The organism is Stutzerimonas stutzeri (assembly GCF_019090095.1).
GTDB lineage: Bacteria > Pseudomonadota > Gammaproteobacteria > Pseudomonadales > Pseudomonadaceae > Stutzerimonas > Stutzerimonas stutzeri_AN.
Genome location: NZ_JAGQFP010000001.1, coordinates 804,252 through 829,305 on the forward strand (window position 1 = coordinate 804,252; position 25,054 = coordinate 829,305).

The window sequence follows — 25,054 nt, forward strand, 5'->3', positions numbered from 1 at the left end:
CCTTCTCGATGGTTATCACGCGTCATGACCGCACAACTGATCGATGGTAAACAGATCGCTGCTTCTATCCGCCAGCAGATTGCCGGCCGAGTAGCCGAGCGGCGTCAGCAAGGTCTCCGGGTACCGGGGCTGGCGGTGATCCTGGTGGGCACCGATCCGGCCTCCCAGGTGTATGTCGCCCACAAGCGCAAGGACTGCGAAGAAGTAGGCTTCAAGTCCATCGCCCATGATCTGCCGGCCAGCACCAGCCAGACAGACCTGCTGGCCCTCATCGATCAACTCAACGAGGACCCGCTCATCGACGGCATCCTCGTGCAGCTACCGCTGCCCAAGCACCTGGATGCGTCCCAGTTGCTCGAACGCATCCGTCCGGACAAGGACGTGGATGGTTTCCACCCATACAACATCGGTCGTCTTGCCCAGCGCATGCCACTGCTGCGTCCCTGCACACCGAAAGGCATCATGGCGCTTCTGGAAAGCACCGGGGTCGATCTGCACGGGCTCAACGCCGTAGTGGTCGGGGCATCCAATATCGTAGGTCGCCCGATGGCGCTTGAATTGCTGCTGGCCGGCTGCACGACCACCGTGACTCACCGGTTCACCCATGACTTGGCCGATCACGTGAAGCGCGCCGACCTGATCGTGGTCGCCACGGGTATCACAGGCCTCGTCAAAGGCGAGTGGATCAAGGAAGGCGCGATCGTGATCGACGTAGGCATCAATCGTCAGGCCGATGGCAAGCTCGCTGGTGACGTGGAATTTGAGATCGCGGTGCAGCGCGCCGGTTGGATTACGCCGGTTCCCGGAGGTGTTGGCCCGATGACACGCGCCTGTCTGCTGGAAAATACCCTGCACGCTGCCGAACATTTGCACGACTAGGAACGGCGTCCGGCAGAAAGGCGATTGGCAAGCAAAACGGCACCCCTGGGGTGCCGTTTCGTTTTCAGCGGATGACCGTGGTTCCACGCTGGCCTAGCGAGCCTGCTCCCAGGATTTGATCAGCTCGTCGTAGCTGACGGTCTGGCCCTGCGGCTTTTCGTTTTCCAGCTTGGGTTTCGGTGAGCCCGGCTGGTCCAGCCAGTACTGCGCCTCGCGCGGCTCATTCATCTTGGGCCCGCATTTGGGTTGCACCTTGGCCCGCTCCAGCCGCGCCATCATGGTGTCCTGAGCCTCGGCAAGACCATCGAGCGCTTCCTGAGGCGTCTTGTCACCGCTGGCCGCCTCAGCGATGAACTGCCACCAGAGCTGTGCCAGGCGCGGATAATCCGGCACGTTGGTGCCTGTCGGTGTCCATTGCACCCGCGCCGGGCTGCGATAGAACTCGACCAGGCCACCGAGCTTCGGCGCCGCATCGGTCATGGCCTGCGAGTTGATATCGGACTCGCGAATCGGGGTCAGGCCGACCAGGGTTTTCTTCAGCGACACGGTTTTCGATACGGTGAACTGCGCATACAGCCAGGCGGCCAGCCGGCGCTTTTCCGGTGTCGAGTTGAGGAAGGTCCAGGAACCCGTGTCCTGATAGCCGAGCTTCATGCCCTCCTCCCAGTACGGCCCTTTCGGCGACGGAGCCATGCGCCACTTCGGCGTGCCATCCTCGTTGACGACCGGCAAGCCTGGCTTGGTCATGTCGGCGGTAAAGGCGGTGTACCAGAAAATCTGCTGGGCAATATTACCCTGCGCCGGCACGGGCCCGGCCTCGGAGAAGGTCATGCCCTGCGCCTCCGGTGGTGCGTACTGACGCATCCAGTCGACGTACTTCTGCGTGGCGTAGACCGCGGCCGGCCCGTTCGTAGCCCCGCCACGCGCCACACTCGAGCCCACCGGATGGCAATCTTCGACACGGATACCCCATTCGTCGACCGGCAATCCGTTAGGCAGCCCCTTGTCACCCGCGCCAGCCATGGAGAACCAGGCATCAGTGAAGCGCCAGCCCAGGGAAGGGTCCTTCTTGCCGTAGTCCATGTGCCCATACACACGCTGCCCGTCGATCTCCTCCACATACTTGGTGAAGAATTCGGCGATGTCCTCATAGGCGGACCAGTTCACCGGTACCCCGAGCTCATAGCCATAGCGTTCCTTGAACTGCTTTTTCAGGTCGGGACGCTCGAACCAGTCGGCACGGAACCAGTACAGGTTGGCGAACTGCTGGTCGGGTAGTTGATAGAGCTTGCCGTCCGGGCCGGTGGTAAAGGAAATACCGATGAAATCGTCGAGGTCGAGCGTCGGCAAGGTGACGTCCTTGCCCTCGTTCTTGATCATGTCGCTGATCGCCACCGCCTTGCCGTAGCGAAAGTGCGTGCCGATCAGGTCGGAGTCGTTGATATAGCCGTCATAGATGTTCTTGCCCGACTGCATCTGGGTCTGCAACTTCTCGACCACATCGCCTTCCTGCATCAGGTCGTGGCGGAGCTTGATGCCAGTGATCTCGCTAAAGGCCCGCGCCAGGGTCTTGGACTCGTACTCGTGGGTGGTGATGGTTTCCGAGGCGACATTGATTTCCATCCCACGGAACGGCTCAGCCGCCTTGATGAACCAGCGCAACTCCTCCATCTGCTGTTCGGGCGAAAGGGTCGAGGGATTGAATTCCGACTCGACCCACTTCTTCGCCGCGTCCTCGTAAGCGTCCGCCCATGCCGTTCCTGCCATGCCAGACAACGTCAGCAAGGCCGTCAGCGCCATGCCATGTCGGGTGTTGTTTTTATTCTTGAACATACACACCTCCTTCGGTTTTATCGGAGAGAAGAACCGCACCGGTTCAACCCCAGCGCATCACTGCAAACAACCAGACGACAGATAGCACCGTCGCTATCCAGATGCTCCAGTCGGTCAGCCCTATCAGCAAAAGATGCCAATAGGCGCTGCCCAGAAGTCCGATGAACAATCGGTCACCACGCGTGGTGACGATGGGAAGAAAGCCTTTGCGCGATACGCAAGGTCGCCGCAGCTCCCAGGTGCCCATCAGCACCAGCATCACGCCGATGCACGAAAAGAACACTGCGGTGAAGGTGGTCCAGGCCATCCAGTTCATACGGCGCTCCTATACCCGGCCCAAGGCAAAGCCCTTGGCCACATGATTGCGAACGAACCAGATCACCAGCATGCCCGGCAGGATCGTCAGGACGCCGGCTGCAGCCAACACGCCCCAGTCGATGCCGGAGGCCGATACTGTCCGCGTCATCACCGAAACGATGGGCTTGGCATCGACTGACGTCAGGGTGCGCGCCAGCAGCAATTCGACCCAGGAAAACATGAAGCAGAAAAACGCCGTGACACCGATGCCCGAGCGAATCAACGGGATGAAAATCTTCACGAAGAATTTCGGAAAGCTGTAGCCGTCGATGTAGGCGGTTTCGTCGATCTCCTTCGGCACGCCCGACATGAAGCCCTCGAGGATCCACACCGCCAGTGGAACGTTGAACAGGCAATGCGCCAGCGCCACGGCGATGTGCGTATCGAACAGTCCGATCGACGAATAGAGCTGGAAGAATGGCAACAGGAACACCGCCGGAGGCGCCATGCGGTTGGTCAGCAACCAGAAGAACAGGTGTTTGTCGCCAAGGAAGCGAAAGCGCGAAAACGCGTAGGCTGCGGGCAAGGCCACCGTCAGCGAAATCAGCGTGTTCAGGCAGACGTAGTACAGCGAGTTGATGTAGCCGCTGTACCAGCTGCGATCGGTAAAAATCAGCCGATAGTTATCCAGCGTCAGGTCGCGCGGCCACAGGGTCAGCCCACCCAGGATCTCGGTATTGCTCTTGAACGACATGTTGATGAGCCAGTAGATCGGCACCATCAGGAAGATGATGTAGAGCATCAGAACGAGCCGCTTGCGCAGATTCAGCATGGCGCCCTCCTCACTTCGGGTCGCTGTGGGTCATGGCCGTGTAGAACAGCCAGGACACCAGCAGGATGATCAGGAAGTAGATCAACGAAAACGCTGCGGCCGGGCCGAGATCGAACTGCCCGACAGCCATCTTCGTCAGCGTCTGGCTGAGGAAGGTCGTGGCATTGCCGGGGCCGCCGCCGGTGAGCACGAAGGGTTCGGTGTAGATCATGAAGCTGTCCATGAAGCGCAGCATCACGGCGATCAGCAGCACGCTTTTGAGCTTGGGCAGCTGGATGTAGCGAAACACCGCCCAGCTCGAGGCGCGGTCGATTCGAGCCGCCTGGTAGTAGGCATCCGGAATCGCGCGCAACCCCGAGTAGCAGAGCAGCGCCACCAGCGAGGTCCAATGCCAGACGTCCATCACCAGCACGGTTACCCAGGCATCGCGGGTGTTGGACGCATAGTTGTAATCGATGCCCAGCTCACGAAGGCTGTAACCCAGCAGGCCGATGTCGGCGCGCCCGAAGATCTGCCAGATCGTCCCGACCACGTTCCACGGGATCAACAGCGGAATCGCCATCACAATCAGGCACAGCGACGCCCAGCGGCCGCGGGTCGGCATGGTCAAAGCTACGGCGATACCCAGCGGAATCTCGATCAACAGCACGCAGCCGGAGAAGATGAACTGCCGCAACAACGAATCATGCAGGCGCGGATCGTGGAGGATCTGGCGATACCAGTCCGCGCCGACGAAGAACCGCGTCGAAGAATCGAAGATGTCCTGCACCGAATAATTCACCACCGTCATCATCGGCAGGATGGCGCTGAAGGCGACCAGCAGAAACACCGGCAGCACCAGCCACCAGGCTCGGTTGTCCTGAACCTTGTTCATGCCTTGTCCTCCACCAGTCGATCATCGGCGTACAGCATCAACCACTGCGCCGGAAAGCCGACCCAGGCGTTGGCTGTCGGAACGGCCTGATCCTCAGGTAGACGGGCCTTGATCAACAGGCCTTGCAGGCGCAGCGTAAGAATCTTGTAGGTGCCCAGGTCTTCGACCCGCACCACCTCGGCGGGCATGCCTGAAGCTGCCGGCTCGGCGCTTATCTGAACGAACTCCGGACGGATGCCGATTTGCAAGCGGCAACCATCCAGCTCCGGAAGGCGGGCAACCTGGGTATCGGCAAGCGGCAGATGGACATCGCCGAAGCCGACACCGCCGGCCTCCGCCCGGACGTCGATCAGGTTCATGCCGGGGCTGCCGACGAAAAAGCCGACGAAGGTGTGCTGCGGCCGCTCGAACAGCTCGCGCGGTGTGCCGAACTGGACGATCTGCCCGCCATGCATGACGGCGATCTTGTCGGCAAAGGTCGAGGCTTCCAGCTGGTCGTGGGTCACGTAGATCATGGTGATGTTGAACTGCTCGTGGATCTGCTTGAGCTTGCGCCGCAGCTTCCACTTCAGGTGCGGGTCGATCACCGTCAGCGGCTCGTCGAAGAGAATCGCTGATACGTCGTCGCGGACCAGGCCGCGGCCCATCGACACTTTCTGCTTTTCGTCCGCGGTCAGGTTGCGCGCCTTGCGCGAAAGCAGCGGATGCAGGTCGAGCACCTCGGCGATCTCATGCACCTTGCTGGTGATCCGCGCCTCGGCCACTCCCTGGTTGCGCAGGGGAAAGGCCAGGTTATCGAACACGGTCATGGTGTCGTAGACGACCGGGAATTGGAAAACCTGGGCGATGTTGCGCTGCTCGGGGGTCATCCTGTTCACCTCGCGGGCATCGAACAGCACCTTGCCTTCGGACGGGCTGAGCAGCCCGGAAATGATATTGAGCAGCGTCGACTTGCCGCAGCCGGAGGGCCCCAGCAAGGCATAGGCGCCGCCCTGCTCCCAGACGTGGTCCATCTCCCTGATGGCATAGTCCGCAGCACCACGCGGTTGCGCGCTGTAGCTGTGAGCAAGGTTCTGCAAGCGTATTTCCGCCATGTCGTGGCTCCTCAGGCGCGCCGGGTCGGTGCCTGGGCCAGCTGGCCGGAGGCGTCGAAAACGAACAGCTTGTGCGTCGGCACGTACACGCGGATGGGCGAGTCCACCGCATAGTCGTGCACGCCTTGCAGGTGCAGCACCAGGTTGAACTGCTCGTTGCGTACGTGAAGGAAGGTTTCCGAACCACTGATCTCGGCCAGCTCGACCACGCCGGAAACTTCCAGGTCGTCGTCGTTGGACGGCACCAGGCCGATATGGCTCGGACGCACGCCGAATCCGTACTCACCCTCATTCAGGCCACGCAGATCCGCGTTGAGGGGAAAGTGCATGCTGTCCTGGAAGCTGACCTCGTTGGCGGCAATTCGCCCGCGCAACAGGTTGATCGGCGGTTCGGAAAACAGCTCGGCACTGAGTACCTGGCTGGGTCGGTGATAAACCTCGGAGGTCGGCCCGCTCTGTATCACACGGCCCTCATGCAGCACCGTCGCGGTACCGCCGAGCGCAAGCGCCTCGTTGGGCTCGGTCGTGGCGTAGACGGCAATGCTGCGACGCGTCCTGAACAGCTCGCGCATCTCCTGCCGGAGCTCTTCGCGCAGCTTGTAGTCCAGGTTGACCAGCGGTTCGTCGAACAACACCAGGTCAGCATCCTTGACCAACGCCCGGGCCATTGCCGTGCGTTGTTGCTGACCGCCCGACAGCTCGAGCGGATAACGCTTGAGAAACCCTTCGATGTGCAGCATCTCGGCGGTCTCGCCAACCTTGCGCTTGATCTCGGCTTTGCTCACACCGGCCTGCCGCAACGGCGAGGCGATGTTCTCAAACACGGTCAAAGTGGGGTAGTTGATGAACTGCTGATAGACCATCGAGACGTTGCGCTTGCGAACCGGGACGCCCGTCACGTCGGCGCCGTTCATCAGTACGCGCCCGGCAGTGGGCTTGTCGAGCCCTGCCATGAGCCGCATCAGCGAGGTCTTGCCCGACAGGGTGCGCCCGATCAGCACGTTGAACGAGCCCGGCTCGAACGCCAGGCTGGCGTTGTCGATATGCCGCTGGCCATCGACCGTCTTGGTGACCTGCTCCAGGATCAGGGACATGCCGCCTTCCTCTCATTGTTATGGAGAAGGCAGAGCGATATCCGTGCCAGTCTCACGCAAAGGCTCCGGCGTACGGTTTCATAACGGAATCAATGTTGCGAAGTGTTCAAAATGAACAATTTTGAACATTGACAATGAACAGAACTGAACAAGACTGTTCAGGGCGCCGTTCATGGCCGCGCCCATAACAACAATAAGATGCAGCGACAGAGAGGCAACATGGCCGACCCAGCTCCGTCCACGTCACATCAGGCCCTGGTAAAGGATTCCTGGAACCGCTGCGAACGCTACGGGCTGAATCCGTCATGCGTTCCAAGCTTTGGCGAACCCACCGAGCAGGACATCAACGCCCTGCTCGATCGCCAGCGCAGCCTGGTGCAAACCACCCAGCGCGAAGTGTTGCCGTACTACGAGAATATTCTTTCGAATTCGAGCTGCCTGATCCTGCTGGCCGACAACACCGGCCAGCTGCTCGAATCCTGGGGTGACCGGCGTTTCGTCGAGCCCGCGCATCGAAGAGGATTCATGCCCGGCGCCAGCTGGATGGAGCGCGACACCGGCACCAATGCAATCGGCACCGCATTGGCCAGCGGGCAGGCGGTGCACATCCAGCGCGACGAGCACTTCCTGGTGGCCAACCGTTACCTGACCGGCGCCGCTTCGCCGATCTTCGACGCGCAACGCCAGCTGATCGCCGTACTCGACGTCTCCAGCGACAGCTACCTGCCCCCGTCGCACACCCTCGGTATGGTCAAGATGATGAGCCAGTCGGTGGAAAACCGGCTCATTCTCAACCTGTTCCATGACGACTATTTCCAGCTGACCTTCAATACCGGGCAGGACAACCTCGACAGTCAGTGGGCCGGGCTGCTGGTGTTCGATGAATCGGGGTTGATCGTATCGGCCAATCGGCGAGCCGACAGCCTGCTGGGTCTTTCGATCACGCGTTCACGCATCGACAGCCTGTTCGACGTCCCGCTGCTGCAGTTGCTCAATCAGCCGGAAGACCAGCCCATGCGCCTGCTCGCGCTGGGGCGGCATCGCTTCCACGGTAGCGTACGGCGCCCGCGCCAGCCGCGTATCCAGCCGCGGGACTTTCGTACCGCCAGCCCCGTGAAACAGCCTGTCGACGCGGTCGCTATCGAACAAGGCGATCCTCAGGTGCGCAAGGTGTTCCGCCAGGCGCAACTCATGCTGGAGAAGGACATCCCGATTCTGGTCCACGGCGAGACCGGGGTCGGCAAGGAGGTGCTGGTCAAGGCGCTGCACGCCGCCAGCTCCCGCGCCACGGCGCCGCTGATCGCGGTCAACTGTGCGGCGATTCCCGCTGAACTGATCGAATCCGAGCTGTTCGGTTATGAGAAAGGCGCTTTCACCGGTGCACACCAGAAAGGCAGCCTGGGGCTGATTCGCAAAGCCGACGGCGGTGTGCTGTTTCTCGACGAGATAGGCGATATGCCGTTGAGTCTCCAGGCGCGTCTGTTGCGCGTGCTGCAGGATCGCAGCGTTCAGCCGCTCGGTGGCGCAGAGCCCTTTGCGGTCGATTTTCGCTTGATCTGCGCAACCAACCGCTCGCTACGCCAGGAAGTCGAGAGCGGTCGTTTTCGCCAGGACCTGTTCTATCGCGTCAGCGGACTCAACGTCGAACTGCCTCCGTTGCGAGCCCGTCACGACAAACAGGCGCTGTTCCAGCGACTCTGGGAGCAATACCGGGAACCCCGGCAATGGGCCGGACTGAGTGCCGAGGTGCAGCGCCTGTTTGACCGCCATCCCTGGCCGGGAAACCTTCGCCAGCTGAGCAGCGTCATCCAGGTCGCGTTGGCCCTGGCCGACGACCAGCCAATCCGCCCCGAGCACCTGCCGGATGACTTCTTTGAAGACCTGGAACGCGAACCGGACCCGCCGCGCTCGGGCACCGCGGAAACCAGCGCCCCGCCAAACGACGATCTGGCCAGCCATTACCATGCCTGTCGCGGCAACATCTCGCACCTGGCCCGCAACCTGGGCATGAGCCGCAACACGCTGTACAAACGCCTGCGTGAGCAAGGACTGAAGGTCTAGCCGACGCCTGATCTGATTCGTCGAGCACCTGGCGTGGTCGCGCAAACGATGCTTTAATCAGAAAATTAATTAGTCGGTTAATTAAATATGCCCAAGGACACGAAACCCCGTACCGCCGGCCGCCCGGCTGCGTCCAAGCAGGTGCAGCGCGATCAGCTGCTCGACGTCGCCACCCGGACGTTCGCCGATAGCGGCATCCAGGCGGCTAGCCTGCGCAGGATCGCGGCTACGGCCGGGGTCACGCCCGCCTTGCTCAACTATTATTTCGGCAACAAGCAGCAGCTCGTCGAGGCCATGGTCGAGGAACGCTTTCTGCCACTGGTTGCTCATATCGCCGAACAGCTGCGTCCAATGGACGACCCGCACCAGCTAGTTCGCACCTTCGTTTGCAGCGTCAGCGAGATGGTGCGCCGCAACCCGTGGCTCCCTCCTTTATGGGTGCGCGAAATCCTCTGCGAGGGTGGCCTGCTGCGCGCCCAGCTGACCACCCGGATCGCACCCATGGTGCCGTTGCTGCTGGCCCAGCGCTTCGCTGCCGCCCAGGCGCGGGGCACCCTCAATCCGGCGCTGGACCCACGACTGCTGGTGGTGTCCCTGATAGGCGTGACCCTGCTGCCCTATGCAGCCGAGCCGATCTGGCGCGGCATATTCGCCAATCCAGACATCGGCCACGAAGCACTGGTCAGCCATACCCTGGCCCTGCTGGAACGCGGCATGGAGGTCTGACATGAAGCGCCTGATGCTTGTTGGGCTTTTGCTTCTCGGATTGCTCGGTTGTGAAGACAAGAGCGACAGGTTACTCGGCACGCTGGAATGGGATCCGATCAGCCTGCCCGCCGAAGCCTCGGAAACCATCCTTAGCGTGAAGGTGACCGAAGGCGATCGCGTGGAGGCCGGCCAGTTACTGCTGGAACTGGACCCTCGCCGGCAGGATGCTCGCCTCGCACAGGCCAACAGCCAAGTCGAACAGGCTTCCGCGCAACTGGCCGAACTGACCAACGGCGCTCGCCGTGAAACCATCGAAGCGGCGCGCGCCGACTTGGCCAGGAGCCGCGCAGAACAGACCGATACCGAACGGAGCTTTCAGCGCATCGCTGCGCTCTATCAACGCAAACAGGTGGCCGTCGCCGAGCTGGATCGGGCTCGAGCCGCTCGGGATCAAGCAACGGCCTCGGTGCGCAGAGCCGAGGCGCAACTGAGCGAGCTGACCAACGGCACGCGGCCGGAGCGCCTGGAGCAAGCCGCCGCTGCACTCGATGCTGCACGGGCGAGCCTGACCGAGTTACAGATCACCCGTGAGCATCTCAGCCTGCGCGCGCCCCGTGCCGGCTTGGTGGATGCCTTGCCGTTCAAGGCAGGCGACCAGCCGCCTGCCGGGGCCGAGCTGGTCCGTCTGCTGGTGGGCCCTGCGCCCTATGCTCGCGTATTCATTCCCGCGAGTCAGCGTGCACGAATGCATATTGGCGACAGCCTGCACGTCTGGGTTGAAGGCATCGCCCAGCCGTTTACCGCTCATGTACGCAGCATTCGCAGCGAAGCGAGCTTTACCCCCTACTATGCGCTCACCGGTGACGACGCCAGCCGCCTGTCCTACCGCGCCGAACTGGCACTGGAAGGCGCCGAGGCGCAGCGGCTACCGCCTGGCCTGCCACTACGGGCGCAACGGTTGAATGATGAATAATGACGAGCTGGTGATACGCGCCCGAGGCCTGAGCAAGCGTTTCGGCACGCTGACCGCTGTCGATCACCTCGACCTCAGCGTGCGCCGGGCCGAAGTGTTCGGTTTCCTCGGACCCAACGGCTGTGGCAAATCCACCACTATTCGCATGCTCTGCGGTCTGCTGCAGCCCAGCGAGGGAGAAGTCGAAGTACTCGGCTACCAGATTCCTCGAGACGCCGAAGCACTGAAGCGTCGCATCGGCTACATGACGCAGAAGTTTTCCCTGTATGACGACCTTACCGTCATGGAAAACCTGCAGTTCCTTGCCGCTGTCCACGGCCTGAGCCGCCGGGAAACCCGCCAGCGTACCGAGCACTTGCTGGAGCGCTACTGGCTGACCGATCAACGTTCGCAAATGGCGGGGACCATGAGTGGCGGGCAGAAGCAACGCCTGGCACTGGCCGGCGCGGTGCTGCACGAACCCGACCTGCTGTTGCTCGACGAACCCACCAGCGCCGTGGACCCGCAATCGCGCCGGGAATTCTGGGGCTCGCTGTTCGAACTGGCCGATGCCGGCACCACGCTGCTGCTCTCCACGCACTACATGGATGAAGCAGAGCGCTGTACCCGCCTGGGCATTCTCGACGCCGGCCGGCTGGTGGCCGACGGCAGCCCGCGCGAGTTGATGGACGCTCTACCCAGCCACCCGCTGTTGATCGACTGCAGCCAACCGCGGCAAGCCCAACGGGCCCTCGAAGGGCAGCCCAAGGTACTCGCGATGGCGCAGATCGGCGCCGTGCTCCGCGTCCTCTGCCGTGGGGGCGATGCGCAGGAGGATATCGCTGCCACCCTAGCGCGCGCCGGTATCCCAGCGCAGCTGAGGGATGGTGAAGCCAACCTCGAAGATGTCTTCGTCAGCGTCACCCACAAGCCCGAGGGGGCCACGCGATGAACTTGCGCAGGCTGGGCGCCATCGTGCTCAAGGAGCTGCGCCAGCTGCGCCGTGACCGGCTGACCTTCGCCATGATCGCCGGCATCCCGCTCTTGCAGTTGGTGCTGTTCGGCTACGCCATCAATATGGACGTGCGCGGCATCCAGGCAGCGGTGCTCGACCAGGCCAATAGCTACAGCTCCCGCGAAGCCATCGCCGAGCTGGCCTCCAGCCAGGTGCTCGACCTGCGCTACCACCTGGACAGCCCGCAGCAGATCAACCAGTTGCTACGTGAGGGCCGGATCAGCGCAGCCCTGGTAGTCCCCGCGGACTTCGATGCACGCCTGCAGCGCAAAGACCGGCCTCCGCTGCAGCTGGTGGTCGACGGCTCCGACCAGAGCGTGCAAGCCTCCACCCGCCAACTGGCGTCCTACCCGTTGCCGGGCTGGGGTCATCGCCAAGCGGTCGAGGTGGTCAACTTCTACAACCCGGAGCGCCTGGCACCGCTGAATACCGTGCCCGGGCTTTTGGGCGTGATTCTGACCATGACCATGGTGCTGTTCACCGCGGTCGCCCTGGTACGCGAGCGCGAGCGCGGCAATCTGGAGTTGCTGATCGCCACGCCGGTGTCGCCCTGGGAGCTGACCATCGGCAAGGTCCTGCCCTTCGTGGGCATTGGCCTGATTCAGGTCAGCGTCATCCTCGTCGTCGGTCACTGGTTGTTTGCCGTACCGGTACGAGGCTCGCTGTGGGAACTCTATGGCGCCTCGCTGCTGTTCATCGTCGCCAGCCTGTCGCTTGGCGTGTTTCTTTCCACCATGGCCAGTACCCAGTTTCAGGCCATGCAGATGGCCTTCTTCACCTTCCTGCCGCAGATCCTGTTGTCGGGGTTCATGTTTCCCTTCGCCGGCATGCCGAAAGCAGCCCAGTGGATCGCCGAGTTCCTGCCGCTGACCCACTATCTACGCATTACCCGCGGCATCATGCTGCGCGCGGCAGGCATGGGCGACCTGTGGAACGAGGCCCTGTGGCTGCTGGTGTTCTGCGCCATCCTGCTGGCGCTTTCGGTGTCGCGTATTCAGAAGCGTCTGGATTGACAGTGCTCGCCGGATCCCGAAAACGACAAAGGCCGCACGCAGCGGCCTTTGTCGTCGACGGCTATCAGTCAGCCAGCCGCCAGGTGGTCCCGCCCTTGCCGTCTTCCAGCACCACCCCCATGGCAGTGAGCTGATCGCGGATACGGTCGGACTCGGCCCAGTTTTTCTCGACGCGCGCCTGCAGTCGAGCTGCGATCAACGCCTCTACCTGAGCGGCGTCCACCTTGCCGGCAGCGCCGGCCTGCAGGAAGTCGTCCGGCTCCAGCTGCAGCACACCCAGCGGTTCGGCCAGCGCCTTGAGACGGGCTGCCAGGCCAGCGGCGGCTTGCAGATCGGACGCCCGCAGCCGGTTGACCTCACGGGCCAGTTCAAAAAGAACTGCGCAGGCTTCCGGCGTATTGAAGTCATCGTTCATGGCCGCCGAGAACCGCTCGATAAAGGCTTCACCACCCGCGGGCGCCGCCTCGGGCAAGCCCCGCAAGGACTGGTAGAAACGCTCGAGCGCGCCCTTGGCTTCTTTCAGGCTGTCTTCGGAATAGTTGATCGGGCTGCGGTAGTGGCTCGACACCAACAGGTAACGCACCACTTCGGGCTGGTACTTTTCCAGCACCTCGCGAATGGTGAAGAAGTTGCCCAGCGACTTGGACATCTTCTCGCCATCGACACGGACGGCGCCTGCGTGCATCCAGGCGTTGGCGTACTGCTTGCCGGTTGCAGCCTCGCTCTGCGCGATTTCATTCTCGTGATGCGGGAACACCAGGTCGGGCCCGCCGCCATGGATATCGAAGGTCTCACCCAGGCAGCAGGTGGACATCACCGAGCATTCGATATGCCAGCCTGGACGCCCCGCTCCCCACGGCGACTCCCAGCTCGGCTCGCCCGGTTTGGCCGCTTTCCAAAGCACGAAATCCAGCGGATCTTCCTTGGCTTCGTCGACTTCGATGCGCGCGCCGATCTTCAGGTCCTCGATCTTGCGCCGCGACAGCTTGCCGTAACCTGCGAACTTGCCGACCCGGTAATAGACGTCGCCATTGCCCGGCGCGTAGGCATAGCCCTTGTCGATCAGGGTCTGGATCATCTCGTGCATGCCGGCGATGTGGTCGGTGGCACGCGGCTCGAGGTCGGGCCGCAGTACATTGAGCCTGGCTTCGTCCTCGTGCATGGCGGCAATCATCCGCCCGGTCAGCGCGTCGAAGCTTTCGCCGTTTTCCTGCGCCCGGCGAATGATCTTGTCATCGATGTCGGTGATGTTGCGCACGTAGGTCAGTTCGTAACCGCTCTGGCGCAACCAGCGCGATACCACGTCGAATGCCACCATGACCCGCGCATGGCCGATATGGCAGAAGTCATAGACCGTCATGCCACAGACGTACATGCGCACCTGGTTGCCGACCAGGGGCTTGAGCGGCTCCTTGGCCTTGGTCAGGGTGTTGTAGATCGACAGCGCCATCACTGGCCTCCCCAGGAATCACGCAGCGTCACGGTACGGTTGAAGACCAGCGCGTCGGGGCGACTGTCCTTGCGGTCCACGCAGAAGTAGCCCTCGCGCTCGAACTGGAAACGATCCTCGGCCTGGGCGGTAGCCAGCGACGGTTCGGCGCGGCAACCCTTGAGCACGACCAGCGACTCGGGGTTGATGTTGTCCAGGAAGCTGCCGCCCTCCTCGTCTTTCTCCGGGTTGGCCGAGCGGAACAGGCGGTCGTACAGACGCACTTCACACTCGACGCTTTCTGCGGCCGGAACCCAGTGAATGACGCCCTTGACCTTGCGGCCCTCCGGGTTCTTGCCCAGCGTGTTTTCGTCGTAAGAGCAACGCAGCTCGACGATATTGCCCTGCGCGTCCTTCACCGCTTCGTCAGCACGGATCACGTAACTGCCGCGCAAGCGCACTTCCCCGCCTGGGATCAGGCGCTTGAAGCCGGCCGGTGGCACTTCTTCGAAATCGCTGGCATCGATGTAGAGCTCACGGGAGAACGGCAACTGGCGTACGCCCATGTCCTGCTTGGGGTGGCAAGGCAATTCGAGCTGCTCGACCTGACCTTCTGGGTAATTGGTAATGACGACCTTCAGCGGCTTGAGCACGCACATGGCGCGTGGCGCGTTGGCGTCCAGATCTTCGCGAATGGCGAATTCGAGCATTCCGATATCGACGACTCCGCCCGCGCGATTCACGCCGATCATGTCGCAGAAGGTACGGATCGACGCGGGCGTATAGCCGCGCCGGCGATAGCCGCTGAGTGTCGACATGCGCGGATCATCCCAACCGCTGACGTGCTTCTCGTCGACCAGCTGCTTGAGCTTGCGCTTGCTGGTGATGGTGTAGTTCAGGTTGAGCCGAGCGAACTCGTACTGACGCGGGCGCGCCGGCACCGGCAGGTTCTCCAGGAACCATTCGTACAGCGGCCGGTGGTCTTCGAATTCCAGCGTGCAGATCGAGTGCGTAATGCCCTCGATGGCATCCGACTGGCCATGGGTGAAGTCATAGCTCGGGTAGATACACCAGTCGTTGCCGGTCTGGTGATGATGCGCGTGGCGGATCCGGTAAAGGATCGGATCACGCAGGTTCATGTTCGGCGAAGCCATGTCGATCTTTGCGCGCAACGCTTTGGCGCCGTCCGGGAACTCGCCAGCCTTCATCCGCGCGAACAGATCCAGGTTCTCCTCCACCGAGCGATCACGGAACGGACTGTTCTTGCCCGGTTCCGTCAGGCTGCCACGGTATTCCCGCGCCTGGTCAGGCGTCAGGTCGCATACGTAGGCCTTGCCCGCTTTGATCAGCTCGATGGCCCAATCGTGCAGCTGACCGAAGTAGTTGGAGGCATAACGCTCCTCTCCAGCCCACTGGAAGCCGAGCCATTGGACATCGCTCTTGATGGCGTCGATGTATTCCTGGTCTTCCTTGGCCGGGTTTGTGTCATCGAAGCGCAGATTGCACTCGCCACCGAACTCCTTGGCCAGGCCGAAGTTCAGGCAGATCGACTTGGCGTGACCGATGTGCAGGTAACCGTTGGGCTCAGGCGGAAAGCGCGTGACGATCTTGGCATGCTTGCCCGATTCCAGGTCGGCCTGGACGATGGGACGGAGAAAATTAGTGGCTGCGGTAGTCTCAGGCTTGCTCATGATGTCCTTAACGATCTGCGAGTGTGCGGCTCAGAGTGGCTTACAAATTAGTCGGGCAAGGCGCAACGACCATCGGGAGTAACAGCCAAAGGCTGGCCCGAAGGGTGAGCGCCGCGAATCAATCAGTCGACGAGCGCAATGCACGAAGGTACATGAACAGTCGAGGCTGATTTCAACGCGGCATGGCCGAGCTCGGTTGTTTGTAAACGCTCTCTCAGGGTAGGCCGACCAAATCAAAGCGCCTATCATAGCGGACCCGTCAACCCCCTGACAGCGTTAAGCGCGCAGCCGCGCGACAGTGACATCACGCTCGCCGGGCGCCGGTTGCACCGTCGCGGCACGAATTTCCCCGCTGCTATTTAAGGAAGGCTTCCAATGATCAAGCTCCACACCAACCATGGCGTCATCACCGTCAAGCTGTTCGAAGACAAAGCCCCGGAGACGACCGCGAACTTCAAGGAATACGTGAAGAGCGGCCACTACGACGGCACTGTCTTCCACCGTGTGATCAGCAATTTCATGATTCAGGGTGGCGGGTTCGAACCAGGCATGAAGCAGAAGACCACCCGCGCCCCGATCAAGAACGAGGCCAACAACGGGCTTTCCAACAAGACCGGCACCCTGGCGATGGCACGTACCATGGAGCCGCATTCGGCGTCCGCGCAGTTTTTCATCAACGTCAAGGACAACGACTTTCTCGATCACACCGCGCCGACCGTGCAGGGCTGGGGCTACGCCGTGTTCGGCGAAGTGGTCGAGGGCATGGACGTGGTCGAGAAGATCAAGGGCGTGCCGACCACGATGAAATCGGGGCATCAGGACGTGCCGGTTGAAGACGTGGTCATCGAGAAAGCCGAGATCGTCGAGTAAGCACGTTGATCCTGCTGATCTCGGACCTGCACCTCGAAGAACAACGCCCGGACCTCACTCGGGCGTTTCTTCATTTTCTCGAGACCCGTGCAGCCCAGGCCGAAGCGCTTTATATCCTCGGCGACTTCTTTGAAGTCTGGGTGGGTGACGACGGCATGACGGCCTACCAGCAGCAGATCGCCCATGCGCTGAACGCCTTGAGCCAGCGCGGGACTCGTATCTATTTGATGCACGGCAACCGTGATTTCATGATCGGCAAGGCGTTCTGCCGCCAGGCCGGGTGCACCCTGCTGCCCGACCCGTACGTCGCCGAGCTCGGTAACGAGCGGGTATTGCTCACCCATGGCGACAGCCTGTGTACCCGCGATGAGGGTTACATGCGTTTAAGGCGTTGGCTGCGTAACCCTGTCAGCCTGTTCATCCTGCATCACCTTCCGCTTGCCAAACGCCAGCAGCTCGCCCAGAAGTTGCGCTCGAGCAGCAAGCTGCAAACCCGCATGAAAGCCAGCGACATCGTCGACGTAACGCCCGAAGAGGTGGTCAGGATCATGCGGCGCCACCAGGTCCGCACGCTGATTCACGGCCACACCCACCGCCCGTTCATTCACGCGCTGGACGTGGATGGGCAGCCGGCCAGACGCATCGTGCTAGGCGATTGGGATCGCCAGGGCTGGGCTTTGCAGGTCGACGAATCAGGCTTCAACCAGGCTCCGTTCGCCCTGAGCTGAAAACATCAGGCCGCGCTCGGCACGCCGCTGTGGAAGCGAAACTCATGATCCGGGCTTTCGATCAGCTCGCGCTCGCGCTCACGCACCCTCACGATGGTCGCGTCGATATCGGCCGCCTCGCCATAGAGATACGCCAGTTTCAGATAGTCCTGAAAATGCCGTGCCTCGGACTTCAGCAGGCCGTGATAGAACTTGCCCAGCTCTTCGTCCAGATGCGGCACCAGCATCGCGAAGCGCTCGCAAGAACGTGCTTCGATGAACGCTCCGATGACCAGGGTATCGGTAAGCCGATAGGGTTCATGGTTGCGGACCAGTTCCCTCAATCCGGCAGCGTAGCGGGATGAGCCGATGTTGCGCAGCGCGATATCGCGCTTGCGTATGATCGACAGCACCTGTTCGAAGTGGCGAAGCTCTTCCCTCGCCAGCCGCGACATTTTGTTCTGCAGATCGGGCTTGTCGACATAGCGGAACATCAGCTGAAAGGCCGCACCGGCCGCCTTCTTTTCGCAGTTGCCGTGATCGATGAGCATCACGTCCTGATGGCGCAGCGCGACGTCGACCCAGCTTGACGGCGTGGCGCAGCCGAGGAATTCATTCAATTCGGGGAGCATGAGTCCTGGTATTCATAAGGGAAATGGACACGTCAGCCAACGCAACGGCGACCGCACGCCGCGCATTATACGAGTCCGACAGCGGACGGCCAGTGGCGGTTGATGTGGATCACTGGCCGTCGCGATGGCCTTGTCTATAGTGAACTCAATTGATCCTTGAACCGGAGCCGATCATGCAAGCCTTACGCTGTATCCTCGTGGTAATCGACCCGAACCTGCCGGAAAACCTGGCATTGAAACGCGCACGATTGATCTCCAGCGTCAGCCAGTCCCGGCTCCATCTGCTGGTCTGCGACACGCGCCAGGATCACAGCCAGTATCTCGACGGCTTACGCGCGGAGCTCGAAGGGCAAGGCCACGTGGTTACCACCCGCCAGGACTGGCATGAGAACCTGCATCAGACGATCATCGCGGCTCAGCAAGCCGAAGGTTGCGGTCTGGTCATCAAGCAGCATGTCGCCGACAACCCACTCAAGCGAGCCCTGCTGACACCCGATGACTGGAAGCTGTTGCGCTACTGCCCGTGTCCGGTGTTGATGGTCAAGACCGAGGCGCCATGGACCGGCGGCAACATTCTGGCCGCGGTCGACGTCGGGAATGCCGACATCGAGCACCGTACGCTGCACTCGAGCATCATCAACCATGGCCATGAAATTGCAGCGCTTGCGGAAGGCACCTTGCACGTCATCAGCGCTCATCCCTCGGCAATGCTCTCGGCCGCAGATCCCGCGTTTCAACTCAAGGACACCATCGAGCAACGCTATCGGAACGCTTGCAAGGAGTTCCAGGTGGAATACGGCATCCCCGATGGGCAGCTGCATATCGAAGAAGGTCCGGCTGACGCCCTGATACCTCGGGTCTGTCACCAGCTGCAGGCGGTCGTGACGGTGATCGGGACGGTTGCCCGCACCGGTTTTTCCGGCGCGCTGATGGGCAACACCGCCGAGGTCGTCCTGGATACGCTGGAAAGCGATGTCCTGGTGCTCAAACCGGACGACATCATCGATCACCTCGAAGACCTTGTCGCCCGTCGCTAGACCAATCACCGCGCAGGATCCGCCTGCCACGCAAGGCGGATCCCTACCCCGCTGTACCTTCGAGGAACTGCGGCGTGATATAACGGTGATAGTGCGCCTCGGACAGGAGAAAGAACTCCCGATCGATCGCGTCGCGGAGCTCAGGTAACGACCATTCGCGAAATTCCGGCAACAGGGCGACGCCGTACGCCTCGAGTTGCTGGATCATTCGCGCGCCTCGCGCGATGAGCTGATAGGCCCAGCAGTACGGCGACTGCTCGGCAACGAAACGGACCTGCCGACTTTCCAGTTGCTGGCGCAGCAACGGCGCATCGAACACTTCCAGCTTTGCCGCCATCACTTGTGCGAGCAGTACCTCCAGGCGATGCCAGACCGCGCGCTTGCCTTCCTCGCTGTAGCCATTCCAGTTCACCACTTCATGATGAAATCGCTTGCAGCCACGGCAAACCACATCGCCGTAGACGGTCGAGCAAAGGCCTACGCAAGGCGTTTTGATTCGCTGATTTGACATGACGGGCGATGGATCGAAACACGGCGCTGCATCTTAGACTTTTGTCCAAGCCGGGTCACGAGCCAATCCGGATCGAACCGCCAGAAGGGCCGCAAATGCCCAGACTCAGCGGGCTTCTGCCGTCCGAGCGCGCAGGGGTTCGTAGAGGTCGCTTTCGGACTGCCGTGGCGCTTCACTTAACTTTACGGGCCCGTTCCAGTAGAATCAGCCCGCCGTTTTAGGCGCCACAATCCGCAAGAAGCTGTTTTCAAAGCGTCACGAGCACAGTTGACCGGCTATCCGCCGGGTGCGCAGATCCCTCTAACCTGCGCACCCGGCATTCAAACCCGGCGTAAAACTTTGAAAACAGCTTCCGGATGCGCGTCCCGAGACACCCAAGGGACCAATGATGAGGGTATAAAACTGTGCTTGAAGCCTATCGCAAACACGTAGAAGAGCGTGCCGCCCAGGGCGTCGTGCCCCAGCCGCTGAACGCCGAGCAGACCGCAGGCCTGGTCGAACTTCTGAAGAATCCGCCAGCTGGCGAAGAACAATTTCTCCTCGATCTGATCACTAACCGCGTTCCGGCGGGCGTGGACGAAGCCGCCTATGTCAAGGCCGGCTTCCTGGCCGCCATCGCCAAGGGTGAAGCCTCCTCGCCGCTGATCAGCAAGCAACACGCCGTCGAGCTGCTGGGTACCATGCAAGGCGGTTACAACATCGTCACGCTGGTCGAACTGCTGGACGACCCGGAACTGTCCGATACCACGGCGCAGCAACTGAAGCACACCCTGCTGATGTTCGACGCCTTCCATGACGTCGCCGAGAAAGCCAAGGCTGGCAACGCCAATGCCAAGGCCGTTCTGCAATCCTGGGCCGAAGGCGAGTGGTTCAAGAACCGCGCCCCGGTCGCTGAAAAAGTGACCCTGACGGTCTTCAAGGTCGCTGGCGAAACCAACACCGACGACCTGTCCCCGGCGCCAGACGCCTGGTCCCGTCCGGACATCCCGCTGCATGCCCTGGCCATGCTGAAAATGGCTCGTGACGGCATCAACCCCGACGTCCCCGGTTCGGTTGGCCCGCTCAAGCAGATGGAAGAGCTGAAGACCAAGGGCTTCCCGGTTGCCTACGTTGGCGACGTGGTCGGTACCGGTTCTTCACGTAAATCCGCTACCAACTCGGTGCTGTGGTTCTTCGGTGACGACATCCCGAACGTCCCGAACAAGCGTGCCGGCGGCTTCTGCTTCGGTACCAAGATCGCGCCGATCTTCTACAACACCATGGAAGACGCTGGCGCCCTGCCGATCGAGTTCGATTGCTCGGATCTGGCCATGGGCGACGTGATCGACGTCTACCCGTACAAGGGCGAAGTCCGTCGCCACGGCAGCGATGAGCTGGTCACCACCTTCCAGCTGAAAACCGACGTTCTGCTCGACGAAGTACGCGCCGGCGGCCGTATTCCGCTGATCATCGGTCGCGGCCTGACCGAAAAAGCACGTGCCGAGCTGGGCATGGGCCCGTCCGACCTGTTCAAGAAGCCGGAAGCGCCGGCCGAGAGCAACAAGGGCTACACCCTGGCCCAGAAGATGGTGGGTCGCGCCTGCGGTCTGCCGGAAGGCAAAGGCGTGCGTCCGGGCACCTACTGCGAGCCGAAGATGACCACCGTCGGCTCCCAGGACACCACCGGCCCGATGACTCGCGACGAGCTGAAAGACCTGGCTTGCCTGGGCTTCTCTGCCGACCTGGTCATGCAGTCGTTCTGCCACACCGCGGCTTATCCGAAGCCGATCGACGTCACTACCCATCACACCCTGCCGGACTTCATCATGACCCGCGGTGGTGTTTCCCTGCGTCCAGGTGACGGCATCATCCACAGCTGGCTGAACCGCATGCTGCTGCCGGACACTGTCGGTACCGGTGGTGACTCGCACACTCGCTTCCCGATGGGCATCTCCTTCCCGGCCGGTTCCGGCCTGGTTGCCTTCGCCGCTGCCACCGGCGTGATGCCGCTGGATATGCCGGAATCGGTACTGGTTCGCTTCAAGGGCAAGATGCAGCCTGGCATCACCCTGCGCGATCTGGTCCATGCGATCCCCTACTACGCCATCCAGAAGGGCCTGCTGACCGTCGAGAAGAAGGGCAAGAAGAACATCTTCTCCGGCCGCATCCTCGAGATCGAAGGCCTGAACGAGCTGACCGTAGAACAAGCGTTCGAGCTGTCCGACGCTTCCGCAGAGCGCTCCGCTGCCGGTTGCACCATCAAGCTGCCGGAAGCGGCTATTGCCGAGTACCTGCAGTCGAACATTACCCTGCTGCGCTGGATGATCAGCGAAGGCTACGGCGATGCGCGCACCCTCGAGCGCCGCGCTCAGGCGATGGAAGCGTGGCTGGCCAACCCGCAGCTGCTGGCTGCCGATGCCGACGCCGAGTACGCCGAAGTCATCGAGATCGACCTGTCCGAAGTCACCGAGCCGGTACTTTGCGCGCCGAACGATCCGGACGACGCTCGCCTGCTGTCCAGCGTTCAGGGCGAGAAGATCGACGAGGTCTTCATCGGTTCGTGCATGACCAACATCGGCCACTTCCGTGCCGCCGGTAAGCTGCTGGACAAGGTCGAAGGCTCGCTGCCGACCCGCCTGTGGCTGTCCCCGCCGACCAAGATGGACCAGCATCAGCTGACCGAGGAAGGCTACTACGGGATCTACGGCCGCGCTGGCGCGCGCCTGGAAATGCCGGGTTGCTCGCTGTGCATGGGTAACCAGGCCCGCGTGGAAACCGGTTCGACCGTGGTCTCCACCTCGACCCGTAACTTCCCCAACCGCCTGGGCGACGCGACCAACGTGTACCTGGCCTCCGCCGAACTGGCAGCGGTCGCTTCGATTCTTGGTCGCCTGCCGACCGTCGAGGAGTACATGGTCTACGCTGCCCAGATCGATACCATGGCGGCGGATGTCTACCGCTACCTGAGCTTCGATCAGATCGCTGAGTTCCGCGAATCAGCGGCCAAGGCGAAAATCGATGTGGTTGCGGTCTGATGTGCTGACCCCATCCGCCTCACGGACGGCTAACCCCGTCTGATGAGTGCAGACGATGGAACAAACGCCCCGACTGGTTCGGGGCGTTTGCTTTTCTACGCGCCAAACGGGGCCAACGACCCCCACCGCGACGCCGCGTCCAGTGAGCGCGATCTGCTTCTTCCGGTAGCGGGCCGTCGCAGCCTGTAGTGCCACCGGCAAAGCCGTTCGGGAGGCCTTGGCCAACTTGACCGGCCACCCTACTCGTTCGCCGGACCCGTTCGCGCGGGAACGGGGCCAGAGGCGGGCTGGAATAGCCTGCCCTTCACCAGACCATGCAGCCCGCACGCGCCTATTAGATGAATGTCTGCCGGGCACAGCCTCGGGGAAGCCGGTTTCGCCCTGGCAGCTGCTCCAGGCGTTGCCGCCATTCCGCGCGGACTGCACCCTTCGATGGCGCCTGGGCGGTTGCAACCGTGACTCGCTCAGCCTTCGCCATTTTTGCCGCCGCTCTCAGTTCCGCAAGGGTCGGTGTCTTGCGCACCGGTTCGTCGGCCTTCTTTTCAACAGAGCGAAGGCAGAGTTTGCACGATACCTCGGCCGCATCTTCGGAGCGATTCAGGCTCGAACCAACGCGCCCACACGCGATATTCCCTTGGGCCACGGAGTAATGAATGACCAACGTGTTGTCTCCTCAGTTTTTGGGGCGCGGGATTCTACATGGTTGGGGATGGAAAATGGGGCAAGCCTCGCGCTGAGCGTTTGAGGCCTGGGCTGAACATGCGACACGACCAGCGATCTGGCTTGTCGGAAGCACGGCTATCCGCAGGTGTTGGGAAAGGTAGCGGCAAATATGCCGTATAAGGTGCTTGACCGGACATTCTTATGCACATTACGACCCAGCTAATGCCCCTGTCCTTCGGGCCTTTGGCTCCATGCCGTCGCGCAAGTCTAATACCTTGATTGCTAAAGACTTTTCGAACTGAGCAAAAACTCGGCGATCTGTGGCTACGCCCCGCCTGGCGAGCGCTCGCGACGATCATCCAGATTCTGCTCACACCTTTATCCACAGGATTTGTGGATAAAGGGCAGTTCTACGACAGCCTTGGCGGCTCCTCGCAGCGGCATGCTTCAGGCCATTCGCATCGCTGGCAGGCCGCCCGCCGTTGTGATCTCCCCACGTGGAGAGCACGGCGCATCGACGAAAAGAAAAAAGGAGCCGTTATAAAAGCGAAAGCGGAGCGATAACGCTCCGCCTCCATATCCGCCCCGCTCACCACGATCGCGATCAACGTCTTGCCACCGGCATCAATCGAATACCCAGCGCGCCGATCGACGCGACGGTTGCCAGCACCACCACCCCACTCCAGCCCCACTGACCCAGCGCCAGGCTTCCCAATCCGGCGCCGGTCGCCATGCCGATGAACACGCCAGTGAACAGCAGCGCGTTCAGCCGGCTGCGGGCCGGTGGGTCAATGCCGTAGACAATCGCCTGGTGCGCAACCAGGGTTGCCTGGATACCAAAGTCGAACCCGACCGCGGCAACCGCGATCAACCCCAACTGTGCTTCGACCGGCACCACCGCAACCAGCCCCAGCGCGGCGAAGGAGGCGGCAGTCAATGCCGCCCCCAGCCAGGTCACCCGCGCCGGGCCATGTCGATCAGCCATGCGACCAGCCAGCGGCGCCGCCAGCGCACCCGCAGCCCCCGCCAGGCCAAACGCGCCAGCGGCGGTACTGCCCAGGCCGAAACGGGTGTGCAGCATCACCGCGAGCGTCGACCAGAAGGCACTAAACGCGATAGACAGCAGCCCCTGGGCCAAGGCTGCACGACGCAACGCCGGATACTGCGTCCAGAGTTTCACCATCGACCCGACCAGCTCGCGATACCCCAGGGATGTGGTCGCCGCAAACCGCGGAAGCCCGCGCCAGACGCTGGCGGCGACCAGAGCGACCGATACAGCCGCGACGCCGTACACCACCCGCCAACCGAATTGATCGGCTATCACCCCGCTCAATACGCGCGACAGAAGGATGCCCAGCAGCAGCCCGGTCATGACGGTGCCCACAGCGGCTCCACGTTGCGCGTCCGGCGCCAGTGTCGCGGCAGCCGGCACGATGTCCTGAGCCATCGTGGCCGCGACGCCAATCGCCAGGCTGGCGGCGAGCAAGGTGCCGACACCGGGCGCGACACTGCTGAGCAGCAAGGCAAGGGTGAGCACCAAGGCCTTGGCCAGAATGATTCTCCGGCGATCGTAGCGATCCCCCAGCGGCGCCAGGAACATGATCCCCAGGGCGTAGCCGAGCTGAGTCAGCATCGGGATCATGCCGACCGTGCGCTCGTCGGCCTGGATGTCTTGCGCCAGAACACCGAGTATCGGCTGGCCGTAATACAGCGTCGCCACGCTGAGCCCGGCACCCGTGGCCAGCAACAGAACGAGGCCGTTCGAAAGCGCAGCCCCTCCTCCATCGAACACAGCAGATTTCTGAGCAGCGGTCATTGCGAAGATTCCATGTAAGTTACGGTGGAATC

At 62.0% G+C, this 25,054-nt stretch carries 22 protein-coding genes; 10 read left to right on the top strand and 12 right to left on the bottom strand.

The genetic code is table 11. The features are described 5' to 3' along the window. Nucleotides 1-24 precede the first annotated feature (24 nt). Nucleotides 25-879: a bifunctional methylenetetrahydrofolate dehydrogenase/methenyltetrahydrofolate cyclohydrolase FolD gene (gene folD, locus KVO92_RS03415; protein ID WP_217474274.1), complete on the top strand. Its 855-nt coding sequence runs from the start codon at nt 25-27 to the stop codon at nt 877-879. Between the two features lie 93 nt (nt 880-972). On the opposite strand, the gene KVO92_RS03420 is transcribed toward folD, so the two are convergent. Genes KVO92_RS03420 through KVO92_RS03445 form a run of 6 tightly spaced genes read right to left on the bottom strand, consistent with a single transcriptional unit; the run spans nt 973 to nt 6,903 of the window. Continuing rightward, nucleotides 973-2,712: an ABC transporter substrate-binding protein gene (locus KVO92_RS03420; protein WP_217474275.1), complete on the bottom strand. Its 1,740-nt coding sequence runs from the start codon at nt 2,710-2,712 to the stop codon at nt 973-975. 43 nt (nt 2,713-2,755) lie between these two features. After that, nucleotides 2,756-3,028 (bottom strand): DUF2160 domain-containing protein, encoded by a 273-nt coding sequence (locus tag KVO92_RS03425; RefSeq protein WP_217474276.1) that lies wholly within the window; start codon nt 3,026-3,028, stop codon nt 2,756-2,758. Between the two features lie 9 nt (nt 3,029-3,037). Next, nucleotides 3,038-3,838: a carbohydrate ABC transporter permease gene (locus KVO92_RS03430; RefSeq protein WP_217475416.1), complete on the bottom strand. Its 801-nt coding sequence runs from the start codon at nt 3,836-3,838 to the stop codon at nt 3,038-3,040. A 13-nt stretch (nt 3,839-3,851) separates the two neighbouring features. Next, nucleotides 3,852-4,715, bottom strand: a complete 864-nt coding sequence (locus KVO92_RS03435; RefSeq protein ID WP_217474277.1) for a carbohydrate ABC transporter permease — start codon at nt 4,713-4,715, stop codon at nt 3,852-3,854. Continuing rightward, complete coding sequence (locus KVO92_RS03440; protein WP_217474278.1) at nt 4,712-5,809, bottom strand: ABC transporter ATP-binding protein; 1,098 nt, start codon at nt 5,807-5,809, stop codon at nt 4,712-4,714. The genes KVO92_RS03435 and KVO92_RS03440 overlap by 4 nt, the downstream gene beginning before the upstream one ends. Before the next feature lie 11 nt (nt 5,810-5,820). Then, complete coding sequence (locus KVO92_RS03445) at nt 5,821-6,903, bottom strand: ABC transporter ATP-binding protein (RefSeq protein ID WP_217474279.1); 1,083 nt, start codon at nt 6,901-6,903, stop codon at nt 5,821-5,823. Between the two features lie 219 nt (nt 6,904-7,122). Here KVO92_RS03445 and KVO92_RS03450 point away from each other — a divergent pair, with 219 nt between their 5' ends. The 5 genes from KVO92_RS03450 to KVO92_RS03470 all read left to right on the top strand — a co-directional run bounded on the left by KVO92_RS03450 (nt 7,123) and on the right by KVO92_RS03470 (nt 12,652). Next, the gene (locus tag KVO92_RS03450; RefSeq protein ID WP_217474280.1) at nt 7,123-8,964 is read left to right on the top strand and encodes a sigma-54-dependent Fis family transcriptional regulator; all 1,842 of its coding nucleotides are present in this window, start codon (nt 7,123-7,125) and stop codon (nt 8,962-8,964) included. 87 nt (nt 8,965-9,051) lie between these two features. Next, nucleotides 9,052-9,690, top strand: a complete 639-nt coding sequence (locus KVO92_RS03455; RefSeq protein ID WP_217474281.1) for a TetR/AcrR family transcriptional regulator — start codon at nt 9,052-9,054, stop codon at nt 9,688-9,690. A 1-nt stretch (nt 9,691) separates the two neighbouring features. Further along, nucleotides 9,692-10,645, top strand: a complete 954-nt coding sequence (locus KVO92_RS03460) for an HlyD family secretion protein (protein ID WP_217474282.1) — start codon at nt 9,692-9,694, stop codon at nt 10,643-10,645. Beyond that, nucleotides 10,638-11,576, top strand: coding sequence for an ABC transporter ATP-binding protein (locus KVO92_RS03465; protein WP_217474283.1), 939 nt, complete (start codon nt 10,638-10,640; stop codon nt 11,574-11,576). Before KVO92_RS03460 ends, KVO92_RS03465 begins: the two co-directional genes overlap by 8 nt. Continuing rightward, nucleotides 11,573-12,652, top strand: a complete 1,080-nt coding sequence (locus KVO92_RS03470) for an ABC transporter permease (RefSeq protein ID WP_217474284.1) — start codon at nt 11,573-11,575, stop codon at nt 12,650-12,652. The genes KVO92_RS03465 and KVO92_RS03470 overlap by 4 nt, the downstream gene beginning before the upstream one ends. Nucleotides 12,653-12,716: 64 nt before the next feature. Here the strand turns inward: KVO92_RS03470 and cysS are convergent, their stop codons facing one another. Together cysS and KVO92_RS03480 are read right to left on the bottom strand one after the other, a co-directional pair. Next, the gene (cysS, locus tag KVO92_RS03475) at nt 12,717-14,102 is read right to left on the bottom strand and encodes a cysteine--tRNA ligase (RefSeq protein ID WP_217474285.1); all 1,386 of its coding nucleotides are present in this window, start codon (nt 14,100-14,102) and stop codon (nt 12,717-12,719) included. Beyond that, nucleotides 14,102-15,772 carry a glutamine--tRNA ligase/YqeY domain fusion protein gene (locus tag KVO92_RS03480; RefSeq protein WP_217474286.1) on the bottom strand — a complete coding sequence of 557 codons (1,671 nt, stop codon included), beginning with the start codon at nt 15,770-15,772 and terminating at the stop codon, nt 14,102-14,104. The genes cysS and KVO92_RS03480 overlap by 1 nt, the downstream gene beginning before the upstream one ends. A gap of 375 nt (nt 15,773-16,147) precedes the next feature. On the opposite strand from KVO92_RS03480, the gene KVO92_RS03485 reads away from it, so the two are divergent. Further along, a complete protein-coding gene (locus KVO92_RS03485; RefSeq protein ID WP_217474287.1) occupies nt 16,148-16,642 on the top strand; it encodes a peptidylprolyl isomerase in 495 nt (164 codons plus the stop codon). 5 nt (nt 16,643-16,647) lie between these two features. Beyond that, nucleotides 16,648-17,370 carry a UDP-2,3-diacylglucosamine diphosphatase gene (gene lpxH, locus KVO92_RS03490; protein ID WP_217474288.1) on the top strand — a complete coding sequence of 241 codons (723 nt, stop codon included), beginning with the start codon at nt 16,648-16,650 and terminating at the stop codon, nt 17,368-17,370. Nucleotides 17,371-17,375: 5 nt separating this feature from the next. On the opposite strand, the gene KVO92_RS03495 is transcribed toward lpxH, so the two are convergent. Beyond that, the gene (locus tag KVO92_RS03495) at nt 17,376-17,981 is read right to left on the bottom strand and encodes a tRNA-(ms[2]io[6]A)-hydroxylase (protein ID WP_217474289.1); all 606 of its coding nucleotides are present in this window, start codon (nt 17,979-17,981) and stop codon (nt 17,376-17,378) included. Between the two features lie 173 nt (nt 17,982-18,154). Between KVO92_RS03495 and KVO92_RS03500 the strand changes: the two genes are divergently transcribed. Further along, nucleotides 18,155-19,018, top strand: a complete 864-nt coding sequence (locus KVO92_RS03500; RefSeq protein ID WP_217474290.1) for a universal stress protein — start codon at nt 18,155-18,157, stop codon at nt 19,016-19,018. 43 nt (nt 19,019-19,061) lie between these two features. Here the strand turns inward: KVO92_RS03500 and KVO92_RS03505 are convergent, their stop codons facing one another. Next, on the bottom strand, nt 19,062-19,529 hold the full coding sequence (locus tag KVO92_RS03505; protein WP_217474291.1) for a DUF1289 domain-containing protein: 468 nt from the start codon (nt 19,527-19,529) through the stop codon (nt 19,062-19,064). Nucleotides 19,530-19,933: 404 nt separating this feature from the next. Here KVO92_RS03505 and acnB point away from each other — a divergent pair, with 404 nt between their 5' ends. Continuing rightward, a complete protein-coding gene (gene acnB, locus KVO92_RS03510; protein WP_217474292.1) occupies nt 19,934-22,543 on the top strand; it encodes a bifunctional aconitate hydratase 2/2-methylisocitrate dehydratase in 2,610 nt (869 codons plus the stop codon). Between the two features lie 334 nt (nt 22,544-22,877). Here the strand turns inward: acnB and KVO92_RS22585 are convergent, their stop codons facing one another. After that, nucleotides 22,878-23,204 carry a hypothetical protein gene (locus tag KVO92_RS22585; protein ID WP_254621272.1) on the bottom strand — a complete coding sequence of 109 codons (327 nt, stop codon included), beginning with the start codon at nt 23,202-23,204 and terminating at the stop codon, nt 22,878-22,880. 606 nt (nt 23,205-23,810) lie between these two features. Beyond that, complete coding sequence (locus KVO92_RS03515; protein ID WP_217474293.1) at nt 23,811-25,022, bottom strand: MFS transporter; 1,212 nt, start codon at nt 25,020-25,022, stop codon at nt 23,811-23,813. Nucleotides 25,023-25,054 lie beyond the last annotated feature (32 nt).

Bases quoted from the DNA above. Each gene is read 5' to 3' on its own strand.
- folD (WP_217474274.1), top strand. From the start codon at position 25: ATGACCGCACAACTGATCGATGGTAAACAGATCGCTGCTTCTATCCGC.
- KVO92_RS03420 (WP_217474275.1), bottom strand. From the start codon at position 2,712: ATGTTCAAGAATAAAAACAACACCCGACATGGCATGGCGCTGACGGCC.
- KVO92_RS03425 (WP_217474276.1), bottom strand. From the start codon at position 3,028: ATGAACTGGATGGCCTGGACCACCTTCACCGCAGTGTTCTTTTCGTGC.
- KVO92_RS03435 (WP_217474277.1), bottom strand. From the start codon at position 4,715: ATGAACAAGGTTCAGGACAACCGAGCCTGGTGGCTGGTGCTGCCGGTG.
- KVO92_RS03440 (WP_217474278.1), bottom strand. From the start codon at position 5,809: ATGGCGGAAATACGCTTGCAGAACCTTGCTCACAGCTACAGCGCGCAA.
- KVO92_RS03445 (WP_217474279.1), bottom strand. From the start codon at position 6,903: ATGTCCCTGATCCTGGAGCAGGTCACCAAGACGGTCGATGGCCAGCGG.
- KVO92_RS03450 (WP_217474280.1), top strand. From the start codon at position 7,123: ATGGCCGACCCAGCTCCGTCCACGTCACATCAGGCCCTGGTAAAGGAT.
- KVO92_RS03455 (WP_217474281.1), top strand. From the start codon at position 9,052: ATGCCCAAGGACACGAAACCCCGTACCGCCGGCCGCCCGGCTGCGTCC.
- KVO92_RS03460 (WP_217474282.1), top strand. From the start codon at position 9,692: ATGAAGCGCCTGATGCTTGTTGGGCTTTTGCTTCTCGGATTGCTCGGT.
- KVO92_RS03465 (WP_217474283.1), top strand. From the start codon at position 10,638: ATGAATAATGACGAGCTGGTGATACGCGCCCGAGGCCTGAGCAAGCGT.
- KVO92_RS03470 (WP_217474284.1), top strand. From the start codon at position 11,573: ATGAACTTGCGCAGGCTGGGCGCCATCGTGCTCAAGGAGCTGCGCCAG.
- cysS (WP_217474285.1), bottom strand. From the start codon at position 14,102: ATGGCGCTGTCGATCTACAACACCCTGACCAAGGCCAAGGAGCCGCTC.
- KVO92_RS03480 (WP_217474286.1), bottom strand. From the start codon at position 15,772: ATGAGCAAGCCTGAGACTACCGCAGCCACTAATTTTCTCCGTCCCATC.
- KVO92_RS03485 (WP_217474287.1), top strand. From the start codon at position 16,148: ATGATCAAGCTCCACACCAACCATGGCGTCATCACCGTCAAGCTGTTC.
- KVO92_RS03495 (WP_217474289.1), bottom strand. From the start codon at position 17,981: ATGCTCCCCGAATTGAATGAATTCCTCGGCTGCGCCACGCCGTCAAGC.
- KVO92_RS03500 (WP_217474290.1), top strand. From the start codon at position 18,155: ATGCAAGCCTTACGCTGTATCCTCGTGGTAATCGACCCGAACCTGCCG.
- KVO92_RS03505 (WP_217474291.1), bottom strand. From the start codon at position 19,529: ATGTCAAATCAGCGAATCAAAACGCCTTGCGTAGGCCTTTGCTCGACC.
- KVO92_RS03515 (WP_217474293.1), bottom strand. From the start codon at position 25,022: ATGACCGCTGCTCAGAAATCTGCTGTGTTCGATGGAGGAGGGGCTGCG.